The organism is Flavobacteriaceae bacterium GSB9 (assembly GCA_022749295.1).
Taxonomy (GTDB): Bacteria; Bacteroidota; Bacteroidia; order Flavobacteriales; family Flavobacteriaceae; genus Flavisericum.
In genome coordinates, this window is record CP062007.1 from 3,209,064 (window position 1) to 3,222,186 (window position 13,123).

11 protein-coding genes and 1 pseudogene are annotated in these 13,123 nt (G+C 36.1%); 8 read left to right on the plus strand and 4 right to left on the minus strand.

Annotated features, from left to right (window positions below; translation table 11 throughout):
• The first annotated feature begins 122 nt into the window (after positions 1-122).
• The 6 genes from GSB9_02860 to nqrF all read left to right on the plus strand — a co-directional run bounded on the left by GSB9_02860 (position 123) and on the right by nqrF (position 6,209).
• Positions 123-1,478 carry a Na(+)-translocating NADH-quinone reductase subunit A gene (locus GSB9_02860; protein UKM66279.1) on the plus strand — a complete coding sequence of 452 codons (1,356 nt, stop codon included), beginning with the start codon at positions 123-125 and terminating at the stop codon, positions 1,476-1,478.
• Positions 1,478-2,701, plus strand: a complete 1,224-nt coding sequence (locus GSB9_02861; protein UKM66280.1) for an NADH:ubiquinone reductase (Na(+)-transporting) subunit B — start codon at positions 1,478-1,480, stop codon at positions 2,699-2,701. Before GSB9_02860 ends, GSB9_02861 begins: the two co-directional genes overlap by 1 nt.
• 2 nt (positions 2,702-2,703) lie before the next feature.
• Positions 2,704-3,450, plus strand: a complete 747-nt coding sequence (locus GSB9_02862) for a Na(+)-translocating NADH-quinone reductase subunit C (GenBank protein UKM66281.1) — start codon at positions 2,704-2,706, stop codon at positions 3,448-3,450.
• 5 nt (positions 3,451-3,455) lie between these two features.
• Complete coding sequence (locus tag GSB9_02863) at positions 3,456-4,103, plus strand: NADH:ubiquinone reductase (Na(+)-transporting) subunit D (protein UKM66282.1); 648 nt, start codon at positions 3,456-3,458, stop codon at positions 4,101-4,103.
• 74 nt (positions 4,104-4,177) lie between these two features.
• Positions 4,178-4,897 carry an NADH:ubiquinone reductase (Na(+)-transporting) subunit E gene (gene nqrE, locus GSB9_02864; protein ID UKM66283.1) on the plus strand — a complete coding sequence of 240 codons (720 nt, stop codon included), beginning with the start codon at positions 4,178-4,180 and terminating at the stop codon, positions 4,895-4,897.
• Position 4,898: 1 nt separating this feature from the next.
• On the plus strand, positions 4,899-6,209 hold the full coding sequence (gene nqrF / locus GSB9_02865) for an NADH:ubiquinone reductase (Na(+)-transporting) subunit F (GenBank protein UKM66284.1): 1,311 nt from the start codon (positions 4,899-4,901) through the stop codon (positions 6,207-6,209).
• Between the two features lie 95 nt (positions 6,210-6,304).
• Here nqrF and GSB9_02866 read toward each other — a convergent pair whose 3' ends face one another.
• The 4 genes and pseudogenes from GSB9_02866 to GSB9_02870 all read right to left on the minus strand — a co-directional run bounded on the left by GSB9_02866 (position 6,305) and on the right by GSB9_02870 (position 11,673).
• Positions 6,305-6,892: a c-type cytochrome gene (locus tag GSB9_02866; protein ID UKM66285.1), complete on the minus strand. Its 588-nt coding sequence runs from the start codon at positions 6,890-6,892 to the stop codon at positions 6,305-6,307.
• A gap of 80 nt (positions 6,893-6,972) precedes the next feature.
• Positions 6,973-7,455, minus strand: coding sequence for a Na(+)-translocating NADH-quinone reductase subunit F (locus tag GSB9_02867; GenBank protein ID UKM66286.1), 483 nt, complete (start codon positions 7,453-7,455; stop codon positions 6,973-6,975).
• Between the two features lie 129 nt (positions 7,456-7,584).
• A complete protein-coding gene (locus tag GSB9_02868) occupies positions 7,585-10,035 on the minus strand; it encodes a TonB-dependent receptor (protein ID UKM66287.2) in 2,451 nt (816 codons plus the stop codon).
• 198 nt (positions 10,036-10,233) lie between these two features.
• Positions 10,234-11,673: pseudogene (locus tag GSB9_02870) on the minus strand (DASS family sodium-coupled anion symporter).
• A gap of 100 nt (positions 11,674-11,773) precedes the next feature.
• Here GSB9_02870 and GSB9_02871 point away from each other — a divergent pair.
• A complete protein-coding gene (locus GSB9_02871; protein UKM66290.1) occupies positions 11,774-12,151 on the plus strand; it encodes a Na(+)-translocating NADH-quinone reductase subunit F in 378 nt (125 codons plus the stop codon).
• Complete coding sequence (locus GSB9_02872) at positions 12,152-13,123, plus strand: FAD:protein FMN transferase (protein ID UKM66291.1); 972 nt, start codon at positions 12,152-12,154, stop codon at positions 13,121-13,123.

Consider the following 13,123-nt stretch of genomic DNA (forward strand, 5'->3'; position numbering starts at 1 on the left):
TGGATATTTGATTATTTAGAATGAATACAAATAACAAACTCTGTAAAACATTGCATTTTTTTACTGAAGAAATTCGTATTTTTGCAGCGATTTTTAGACAACTAATTTCAATAAAAATAAATATGTCAAACGACATTCGTATTAAAAAGGGTCTGGACATTAAACTTAAAGGTGAAGCTGAAAAAACCGTTGAACAGGCTACTATCAGTGAATATTGCACCGTAAGACCAGAAGATTTTCATAGCGTTACACCAAAACTTGTTGCAAGAGAAGGTACCTCAGTTAAAGCTGGGGGCGTTTTATTTTATAACAAAAGTAATGAGGCTGTGAAATTTGTATCTCCAGTTTCTGGAAAAGTAACTGAGATTGTTAGAGGGCCAAAAAGACGAATTGATGCTATCAAAATCGAAGCAGATAAGACTCAGGTTTGTGAAGATTTTGGTAAATTCAATTTCGAGGCTGCCGAGCCGGAAGAATTAAAAGCACATCTTTTAAAATCGGGTTGTTGGCCTTTTATTAAACAGCGTCCGTACGACGTTATTGCAAACCCAGATAAATCGCCAAAAGCTATTTTTATTTCTGGTTATGCAAGTGCACCATTAGCAGCCGATTTGGATTTTACACTTAAAGGTAAAGAGACTGAGTTGCAAGCTGCAATTACTGCCTTAGGAAAGCTTACCGAAGGAAAAGTTCATGTTTCTGTTGGTAAGGATTCCAATTCTCCGCTTGCAGGTTTGTCGGGTATTACCTTGCACAAGGTTTCGGGGCCGCACCCATCGGGAAATGTTGGCACGCAAATCAATAAAATAGACCCTGTCAACAAAGGCGAAACGGTTTGGGCCGTTAATCCACAAGACTTGGTGATTATTGGAGAGTTGTTGTTAACAGGGAAGTTCAATGCCGAGCGTATCGTTGCTTTGGCCGGTTCTTCGGTTAAAAAACCAAAATACTTCAAAACGCTAATCGGAAGCGATGTTTCTACCATAGTAGACCAAGATGGTGTACACAAAAGAGGTGAAGACCGTATTATATCTGGTAATGTATTGACTGGAAAAGAAGTTAAGCCAGATGGCAGTCTAGACTATTACAGCAATATTATTACAGTAATTCCTGAAGGTGATGATTACGAACTATTTGGTTGGAACAAACCTGTATTCGATAAGGTTTCAACCACTAGAGCATTTACTTTTTCGTGGTTAAACCCGAAGAAAAAGTACGATTTGGATACTAATACAAATGGCGAGCACAGAGCTTTTGTAGTAACAGGAAACTACGAAGAAGTTTTTCCTTTGGATATATATCCAATGCAGACCTTAAAAGCTTGTATGTATAAAGATTTGGATGAAATGGAAGCGTTAGGAATGTACGAGGTTGCACCAGAAGATTTTGCATTAACAGAATTTGTTTGTGTGTCTAAACAACCACATCAAAAAATAATAAGAGAAGGCCTAGATTTAATGCTTAAAGAGATAGGATAATGAAACTGAAAAAGAGATTACATATTTTAAAAAGAAAGTACAGGAACAAAAAAATGGCTCCTGCTTTCAATGCATTGCATACGTTCTTATTTCTACCAGATGAAACGACCCATGGTGGTACGCATATTAAAGCGGCAGACGATTTAAAACGTACCATGAATACAGTTATCATGGCATTGGTGCCGTGTTTAATCTTTGGTATGTTCAATGCGGGTTACCAACATCATTTGGCATTAGGTGATATCCAATCGGCCGATGGGTTTTTGGGGTCATCGTTCTGGACTTGGGATAATCTTGTTGTAGGTCTTTGGAAAGTATTACCGCTTGTTATTGTGTCTTACGGTGTAGGTTTAGCGATTGAATTCTTATTTGCTGTGATAAAAGGACACGAAGTAGAAGAGGGGTATTTAGTAACCGGTATGCTTGTGCCGCTAATTGTTCCTGTAGATTTGCCGCTTTGGATGTTGGCAGTTGCTGTGGCCTTTGGCGTTGTAATAGGAAAAGAAATTTTTGGAGGTACGGGAATGAACATACTTAATCCGGCTTTAACGATTAGAGCATTCTTGTTTTTTGCATATCCAACTTGGATGTCTGGAGATAAAGTATGGGTGCACGGAGCAGTAGAGCGCACTCAGGAAATAGCTGGTGGTGCTAATGTTGATGCCATTTCTGGTGAAACCATTTTAGGTAGTTTGGCCCAAGGGAACGAAGCGGGTTATTCCTTAGCCGATATGTTCTTTGGAATGATACCCGGCTCAATAGGTGAAACATCGGCATTTTTAATCCTTATAGGAGGCTTATTTTTAATCTTTACCAAAATAGGTAGCTGGAGGATTATGTTGTCTTCTGTAATAGGAGCGCTTGTTATGGGCTTAATATTCAATGGTGTTGTAAATGCAGGTTGGATTTCAGAAAGTAGTAAATTTTACGGTTTAATGAGTACCGAATTCTGGCACCACTTATTAATTGGTGGTTTTGCTTTTGGTACTGTATTTATGGCAACCGACCCAGTAACCGCTTCGCAAACCAACAAAGGGAAATGGATTTATGGGTTTTTAATTGGCTTTATCTCGATTTTAATCCGTGTGTTCAACCCTGCTTACCCAGAAGGTGTGATGTTGGCCATCTTATTGATGAACGTATTTGCACCAACAATAGACCATTACGTAGTACAGGGTAATGTTAAGAAAAGAATGAAACGTTTAAAGGCAAAAACAGCTTAAAAATGAGTAATAAAACAGATAGCAACGTATATACCATATTGTTTGCCATAGGAATGGTAATCGTAGTAGGCGCATTGTTGGCCTTTACGGCAGCTTCTCTCAAGCCTACAATAACCAAGAATGTAGAGTTGGAAAAACAACAAAACATTCTTTACGCCATGGGGGTTAACGAAAACGATGAAAACAGTGCCAACTTTGTTTCCACTGATGTAGCTCCAGAATTGTTTAATAAGTACATTATCAAGCAAATTGTTATTGAAGATGGTAACGTATCCGAGAACGATGAGGCGTACTTAATCGATATCAAAAAAGAAAAAGCTAAAGGTGATGCTTCAAAAAGAAGGTTGCCATTGTTTGTTGGCGAAAAGGATGGACAGATGTATTATATAGCACCTATTTATGGTAAAGGGCTTTGGGATGCCATTTGGGGCTATATTTCCATGGATAAAAACATGGTAATTCAAGGCGCTTATTTTGACCACAAAGGGGAAACACCAGGTTTGGGTGCCAATATCAAAGAGCGTTTTTTTATGGACGACTTTATTGGAGAGCACCTTTTGGGAGAAAATGGGAACTTTAAGGGAGTTGAAGTAGCTAAAGGAAATGCCGATCCAAAAAATGAAAATAAAACAGATAATGAGGTAGATGCTATTGCTGGAGCAACCATTACAGGTAATGGCGTTACAGCTATGATTAAAAGCGACCTTAAGCTTTATAAGCCTTATTTCGATAATCTTAAAAACAACTAAAACGTATGGGACTTTTATCAAAAAAAGATGCCAAATTAATAACCGATCCTTTAGCGGATAATAATCCAATTACCATTCAGGTTTTGGGTATTTGTTCGGCTTTGGCAATTACAGCAGAGTTGAAAGCTTCTATTGTAATGGCTATTTCGGTAATGTTCGTATTGGGCGTTGGTAACGTTGTTATTTCTTTAATGCGTAACATTATACCATCAAAAATTAGAATTATCGTTCAGCTAACGGTAGTAGCTGCTCTTGTAATTATTGTAGACCAAGTTTTAAAAGCTTTTGCCTACGAATTGAGTAAGACACTTTCGGTTTTTGTTGGATTAATTATTACAAACTGTATTATCATGGGACGTTTTGAGGCTTTTGCATTAGGTAATGGTCCTTGGAAATCGTTCTTAGACGGTATTGGTAATGCTTTAGGTTATGGTGTTATTCTTATTATAGTAGGTTTCTTTAGGGAGCTTCTAGGTTCAGGTACTTTATTGGGCTTTAAAGTTTTGGGAGATCCTATAGAGAAAACCGGATTGTATGCTATAGGCTATGAAAATAACGGGTTTATGTTGTTGTCGCCAATGGCATTAATCGTGGTTGGAATCATTATTTGGGTACAACGCAGTAAAAACAAAGATTTAATAGAAGATCATTAAAATTAGTAAAACAGTTGGCGGTCACAGTGAGCTCTACTGGATACTGAATACTGAATACTGAATACTAAAAACATATGGAACATATAGAATTATTTTTCAAATCAATATTTATAGATAACATGGTATTTGCCACCTTCTTAGGAATGTGTTCATACCTTGCTGTATCTAAAAAGGTAAGTACCGCAGTTGGTCTAGGGGCAGCCGTAATTTTCGTTTTGGCTGTAACCGTACCGGTAAACTGGTTATTAGACCAATATATTTTACAACCGGGTGCTTTAAAATGGTTGGGAGCCGAGTATGCTGATTACGATTTAAGTTTCCTTTCCTTTATTATGTTTATTGCAACGATTGCAACTATGGTGCAATTGGTAGAAATTGTTGTCGAGAAGTTTTCACCATCACTATACAACTCTTTAGGTATTTTCTTGCCGCTTATTGCGGTAAACTGTGCCATTCTTGGTGGATCACTTTTTATGCAGTCTAGAGAAATAGAAACCATCGGTTTAGCTTTTAATTATGGTTTTTCTTCAGGTATTGGTTGGTTCTTGGCTATTTTAGCCATTGCAGCCATTCGTGAAAAAATACGCTATTCTAACGTTCCTGCACCATTAAGAGGTTTAGGAATCACGTTTATCATTACAGGCTTAATGGCCATTGGTTTTATGAGTTTTGGTGGTATGTTAACAGGTGGTGACGATGAAGGTAAAGAGAAAACCGAGACTGCAAACGTTGAGCAAGTAAAAGAAAAACAAGACAACAAATTAGCTAAAAACACGACTACAATAAACGAGTAATATGATATTAGCAGCAGGTACATTAGGAACAATTTTAGCAACCGTAGCGGCCTTTTTAGTAGTGACTCTACTATTGGTGGGGTTGTTATTATTCGTAAAACAAAAGCTATCGCCGTCTGGTCCGGTAACTATAAAAATTAATGGTGAAAAAGAAATAGAAGTAAGCTCAGGGGGGTCGCTTTTATCAACTTTGGGTAACCAGAAAATATTTTTGCCATCTGCATGTGGTGGTGGTGGAACGTGTATTCAATGTGAGTGCCATGTGTTAGAAGGTGGCGGTGAAGCACTTCCAACAGAGACGCCACACTTTACACGAAAAGAACTACAGCATGGAGCGCGTTTGGCATGCCAGGTAAAAGTAAAACAGGATATGGAAATTACCATTCCTGAAGAAGTTTTTGGTATTAAAAAATGGGAAGCCGAAGTTGTTCGTAACTATAATGTGGCATCCTTCATTAAGGAATTCGTAGTGCGTATCCCTGAGGATATGAATTACAAAGCGGGAGGATATATTCAAATTGAAATTCCACCGTGTGAAATTAAATATTCAGATATCGATATCACTGCGCATCCCGAAGAGCATGAAACACCAGATAAATTTCAAGAAGAATGGGATAAATTTGGTCTTTGGCCTTTAGTGATGAAAAACGATGAGGTTGTTGAAAGAGCCTATTCAATGGCTTCCTACCCAGCTGAAGGTCGGGATATTATGTTGAATGTACGTATTGCAACGCCGCCATGGGATAGAAACAAAAATGGTTGGATGGATGTTAATCCAGGTGTGGCTTCATCTTATATTTTCTCAAGAAAGAAAGGTGATAAAGTAACTATTTCTGGACCTTACGGTGAATTCTTTATTAACGAGAGTGATGCCGAGATGCTTTACGTAGGTGGAGGAGCAGGTATGGCACCAATGCGCTCGCACTTATACCACTTATTCAAAACTTTAGAAACAGGAAGAACCGTAACGTATTGGTACGGTGGTCGTTCTAAACGAGAGTTGTTCTACTTAGAGCACTTCTATGATTTGGAGCGTAAATTTCCTAACTTTAAGTTCTACTTAGCCCTGTCTGAACCGTTACCAGAAGATAACTGGAAGGTTAAAAAGGACATACATGATGAAGAAGGAGATGGTTTCGTAGGATTCATCCACAATTGTGTGATCGATAATTATTTAAGCAAACACGATACTCCTGAAGATATAGAATTGTATTTCTGTGGACCGCCATTAATGAACAAAGCAGTTCAGAAAATGGGAGAGGATTTTGGAATTCCAGACGAGAACATCAGATTTGATGATTTTGGTGGATAAACACTAATTAATCTCAGTGTTAACTGGGATAGATTAAAATAGATAAAAAGCCAACGCTAATTAGTGTTGGCTTTTTTTATAATGGTAGGATAATTTTAAATAGTTGGTGGTATGGGTGCCGGAACCACATTTTCTACAGGTTTCACGCTTTTTAGATAAGCAAAAATAGCCTTTAGGTCATCATCTGTAAAATTCGAATAGTGTTTCCAAGGCATTGGAGGAAGTAGGGGTCTGCTGCCCTCAAGACCTTTATAAAGCCCCTTTCTAATGCAATTAATAAATTGTTCTTCAGTCCAAGTGCCAATGCCCGATTCATCTGGGGTTAAATTAGCTGCAAAGGAAGTTCCCCAAGGCCCAGTTGTAGATGTAAGTCCCATTGAAAAAAGCACATAAGATTTTGCCGTTTTAGCATCATATGGGGCTAATTTTTCACCTGACGGGTGTCCCGACAACAACAAATCTTGGTTTTCTTCCATTCCCTTTTCTGAAAACTTTTTAGGTGTATGGCAGTCGTGACATCCGTTGGTGTCTACTAGGTATTTGCCTCGTTCGCTCGGGTCGACTGTAATTTCCTTTACAGGTTCATAATCAAATTCAGAAGTTTTCTTGTCCTTCGAATTTGAGTTGCAAGCATTCAAAATAGCGCAAAGTGCTACCCCAAAAATTAAAATAGCTGGTTTCATATAATTGGTTGGTTAATAAGTTACTTTTCTTTAAAGAAGGGGTATATAAAGATAGTGTATTTTATGTAAACTTCTGGTTTTTAATAGGGAAGGGGCGCTACTTTTATTTTTGATGTATCGATGTTGTTAATAGGTAAGGTGCTGTTTGTTTCAAAAAGTTTGTAATAATCCATTACGTTTGGTATGCCGTCCAATTTACATAAATAAGTAATAACAGCTACCAAGCCATCAAACAAAACATTTTTGTCGGTGGGATTTTTGGGCTTAAAATTTGAATGTTGATAAGGTAATTGATAACCACAGGCTTTTAAAAAGTTGTGTTCTATATTTAATAACTCTACAGGTGTGTAGCCGTTAAAACGCTTGCCAAACGCTTGATTAACTTGACCAATATAATTCAGCTTTAAACTTCCGTGGTCATCAGAAAAGTGTTTCCAACTCTCCATGTTATCCAAAATGTTTCCCACTGCACATTGTTTACAGCATTCAGGGTTTAATGTGTCATTATGAAATGCACTGTATAGTTTTTTTATTGCCTTATCGAATCGACTTACTGTTTTCATTAGAGAAGAAAATGGTTATACTGTATTAATTTACAAAAAATAATTTGTTTTATGTTATTTAAATAAAATCTGAAACAACAGTTGTTTATTATAATGAACAAGTTTAATTCTTGTTTTGACCAAGTTTATTTAATCGGAGATTCTATTTAGTTCATCATCTAAGGCACTATCGGCTTTTTTCTTGTTTTTTGCTTTTTGGTTTCCAAACTTATAGGTGGCACCCAACCCAAAGCGTTGGTTGTCATTTGTATAAACGCCATTTAAAATTAAACCACCGTAGTCTAAAAAATAGGGGTAATCGGTAGCTGTTCTAAAAATATCACTTCCTGTTATTCGTATTTGTAGCTTTTTTCCATAAAAGTCTTTTCGCAGTCCAAAATCGAATCTTTTGTTGCCTTCAATAAAAGCAGAACCTCTCCATACCCATTTGCTCCATTGATTGAAAGTAATATCGAATAAAATATTATGAGGAAGTTTAATATTGTTTTGAATGCGGTAATCCCAAAAGGTGTTTTTTAAGTCAATGATATTATCTTCTACATTACCGTTATAAGTTTGATAAGCCAAATTGCCAAAAATAAGGATATCCCAAAATTTGACTGCTTTTATAGAATAACTCATTGATAATGCATAGTTATTGGATTTTTGCATGTTTCTGGGGATAATTTGAGTGTTATTGCCATCTAGAACTTCTACTATTCTAGCAAAAAAGTCTTTGGTCTTACTGTAAGAAGTTGTTACAATAAGTTTACTTTTATAAGCATAAGATAGTTGATAATTCATGATATAATTGGGCTTAAGGAATGGGTTTCCTTTCCACACCGTAAGTTGACTTGTGGGATTTTCAAAGGGATTTAAGTCTTGATAGTTAGGTCTTGTAATTCTTCTTCCTATGTTTAAACTCAAGCTATTGTTTTTTTTGTCATCAAATGAAAGCCCCAAATTCGGAAAAAAATCGGTGTATGTTCTCTTAACATCTTTATTATCAATATCAATGCTGCTTGTAAGCAGTCCCCTTGATTTAGTGTTTTCCATCCTTAAGCCTGTATTGAGAGCTATTTTGGTGCTTAGTTTAAAGTTTAGGTTGGCGTACACTGCTGTAACATTTTCGGTGTAATTAAAATCATTACTTTTATTGGGATCTAAAACAGGATTATCATTTTCAAAATTGTAGAAAGCAAAGCCATTCTTTGTAATGATATGGGCGTATTTCATTCCTGCAGATAAGGTTAGTTTTTTCCATTCTTTGTCGTAATCTATTTTGGCCGACCATAAATTAATGTCTGTATTGGCATCAAAAGACCTATCTGTGGTATTTTTTACAGTTGTGCCATCGGGCTCAAAATAGGTGTTTGGTTGAAATGTGTTTCTTTCGGTAGTATAGTCACCTACACTTACATTGGAACTTAAAGTTGAAGCTTTCCCCGTTTTCCAAAGGTGATTTAAATTAAAAATATAATTATGAGATGTTCCGTCGAGAAGAGATTTTGAATTAAGAATTTCTATAAATTCTCTTGGAGAGTCCTGATAAATATCCGTATTACTATTTAGGGCATTGTCACTAAAATTAAAAATAGCTCTGCTACTAAAATTTAGGGTGTGATTTTCTGATACTGCTGCTTCTAGTCCAAACCCAATATTATAGCCATTTCTTATTTTGTTTTCTTTTGAGTCTAAAAGTAAAAGAGCATTATTTTGTTGTTTGTCATCGTCAAAAAACTCTACATTGTTATTATGTGATTGGGTTATATTAAAATTGGTTTTTATTTTTTCTCCTCCAAAATTTAAAGACAAGTTGTTATTATACTTATACTCTATACCCTTTGTAAAATTAGAAGATACGTTGCCATTAAAACCCGTAGCTACGTTTTTTTTTAGGCGAATGTTAATAATACCTCCGGTACCTTCGGCATCATATTTTGCTGGTGGATTTGAAATAATTTCTATTGAATCTATGACATCCGAGGTTAAACTCTGTAAAAAATTAGTTAGATCATTACCAGACAACCTTGATTGTATTCCGTTAAAATACACTTGTACATTATTTTTTCCCAATAGAGTAATGTTGTTATCTATGTCTAAGTTAATCCCTGGTGATATTTTTAGTAAATCTAAACCATTAGTGCCTGAAGCACTTGGGCTACTAGATACATTAAATACAAGTTTATCTGGCTTTACTTCTACCAATGCTTTTTTGTGGGTAACAAGAACCTCGTCTAATGTATTGTTAGCCGTTTGTAAAATGATATCGGGAAGTGTTCTATTTTGAAAAGATTCTAATATAAAAATATTTGATTGGTACGATTCAAATTCAATATGGCTTACAGATACAGAATATGTTCCGGGTTGAACATTTAAAAATCGGAAACTGCCGTCATCTTCACTAATGCTACTTTTTACTAAAGTAGAATCATTTTGGAATAACATTACTGATGCATAAACTATTTCTTTATTGTTTTCGTCCAGTAATTTTCCGAAAATGTTTGCGTTTTTCGACGTGATTTGGCTTTGAGAGAATAAAAGCCCAGTAGTAAAAAAGAATATTGATAACTCCCAAAAGCTTCCTTTTTTTATTTTCATTACAGAAGTATAATATGTTAACATTAAATTAAATAAGCTGCTATTATTTAATTAAGTATTGATTAATGTTAGGGAGACATATTTTATTTCTGTAATAAAGTTACAAAAAATACTGATACAGTTGTTAGAAATTATTTTCACAACATATTAATGGGTGAATTACTTAATGATGTTTCTTAAGCGGAATTACAGAACAACTTAAAATATTAATGGTAGGCATATTTTGAAAAGTAGTAGGAGTAAAAGTATCGAAATAAGGTTTAAAATGAAGCCCGCTTTAGCCATTTCGCTCACTTTAATGTAACCACTGGCAAAAACAATAGCGTTAGGCGGTGTGGCCATAGGCAACATAAAGGCACAACTACTTGCTATGGTTACAGGAATTAATAAATACAACATTGGAATATCTAAACCCAAAGCAATACCGGCAACAACGGGAACTAATACTGCGGTTAAGGCCACATTGCTCATCAGTTCGGTCATAAACAGCATTAAGACGATAAGTAATTATGCCATTACCAAAATGCTGATATTACTGTTGGAAATGATATTTGCCACAACATCAACTATACCGCTAGCCGACATACCTCTGGCCAAAGCTAAGCCACCACCAAAAAGAACTAAAATTCCCCAAGCCAATTTTTGTGTATCGTTCCATTTCAGGACAAAATCACCTTTAGACAAATTGAAAGGAACGGCAAATAATGCTACGGCCCCTAGAACGCTTATAATGGTGTCAGAAAGCGCTAAACCAGGAATGAGCGTATTGATTGGGCTTCTAAATATCCATAGAAAAACAATAACACTAAAAACGGTTAAAACATGTTTTTCCTTTTTGGAAGTTTTACCTAGTTTTTTTAGTTCTTCACCAATAAAGTCTTTTGAAGCATTAAACACTAAACCCTTGCTAGGAAACATCCATTTTACCAAAACCAAATAAATGATACCAATTAAGAGTATGGAAAAAGGTAGCCCCAATACCATCCATTTTAAAAAGGAGATTTCAATATTGTATTCATTTTCCAATAAGCCAATTAAAACAGAGTTGGGCGGAGTGCCAATTACTGTTGCTATGCCACCGGCATTGGCGGAGAACGCAATGCCCAACATAATGCTTAAAGCAAAATTCCTGTCCTTTTTTGTAAATCCGTCTGCATTGTTAATTAAAAGTTTAATAACCGACATGGCAATGGGCAGCATAACCACTGTACTGGCCGTATTGCTAATCCACATGCTCATAAACCCCGTGGCTATCATAAACCCTAAAACAACTTTGTTAGGTGTAGTGCCCGTCCAATTTATAATGTTCAAGGCTATGCGTTTGTGCAGATTAACTTTTTCTAAAGCTAGAGCCAGCACAAAGCCGCCAAAGAAAAGAAAAACAATGGGACTGCCATAATTTGCGCCAACGTTATCCATAGACATGACCCCAAAAAGAGGAAAAATCAATAACGGCAGCAAGGCCGTAACCGATATGGAAACAGCTTCAGTAACCCACCAAGAAACCATCCAAAGTGCAAGAGCGATTACCGTACTGGCTTTTTCTGAAATAATTTCTGGGGTAATATATTGAACTAATAAAAAAAGCAAAGGACCAACAAAAAGCCCAATTTTTTTAGATACGGGGTGTTTCTTCATTTCCATGAAACGCTCAGGATTATTGCTTTTTAAACGGTTTTTAAATTAATGATTTAATTTAAGATGTCATCACCTCAGTAAGATTTTATATTTTTGTCTTATGGGCAGACCACTTACCGAACAAGAATTACATAATCTAGCCATGAATCACGTGGGCAAGGATTTAGAGCAACGTGGTTTTGAGTTTATAGCCGTTAACAGTAAGCTAAAAAAACACCCGCAGTTTGTTTGCATTGATAAAAACCAGCAATATTACTTTGTAATTGTAAGGGCGGTTATATTGCCAGATAATCCGAACAATTACGATGTGGTTTGGATGGAAACCTTTAAAAAGCATGCCAGGGAAAAAGATGCTAAAGTACTTTATGCCGGTGTTGGTATTGGTAGTTTACAGGGAGACAAAGAACCTATTTATTTGAATGAAGAGTACCTTATGGAATATAACGGCATTCAGGTGGTTGAAACCAATTTAAATTAGATGAAAAAAATATTCGTCGTTTCTGTCGTTTTACTACTACTTTCATGTAAAAAGGAAATTAAAAATACCAAAATAGTAGGACCTGTTTTTGGCACGTCGTATTCCGTTATTTACGATTCTGAAACCAATTTTCAAAAGCAGTTTGACAGTTTGTTTTATGCTGTAAACCAGTCGATGTCCACTTATATCGAAGAATCTGATATTTCAAAATTAAACCGAAATGAGGCTGTTGCGGTTGATGCCCATTTTATTAAAGTTTTTGAAGCTTCAAAAGAAATATTTAAGACCACCGAAGGTGCTTTCGATCCCACCATCGGAGCTGTGGTGAACGCATGGGATTTTGGCCCCAAAGGGAAAATCGCTAACCTTGACAGCTTAAAAATAGATAGCTTAATGGTATATGTGGGTTTTGATAAAGTGACATTAAAAAACCATCATATTGCTAAGCCAAACGGGACATTTATAGATTTTAATGCCATTGCAAAAGGTTACGGTGTCGATGTAATTGCCGAATTTTTAGAAGGTCAAAACATAAACAACTATTTGGTTGAAATAGGCGGTGAAATTAGGGCGGGAGGCATAAACGCAGAGAAAAATGTCCCATGGAAATTAGGGGTAGAGCAACCCCATTTTGATGGTACACAATCTATTTTAAAAGTCATCACTTTAAAGGATGCGGCCATGGCCACTTCAGGCACATATCGAAAGTTTAAAGTTGATGAAAACGGTAATCGCTACGCTCATATTATCGATACCAAAACGGGTTACCCGAGCAAAACCAATTTATTGAGCATTTCGGTTATAGCCGATAATTGCATGACTGCCGATGCCTATGCAACCGCTTTTAAAGCCATGGGTATTGAAAGCGTAAAAACCTTTTTAAAAATGCATCCCGAGCTAAAAGTGTTTTTAATTTTTGAAAACGAAAAAGGAGCGTTTGAAACTTTGTCACTAAACGGATTTCCAGAGTAA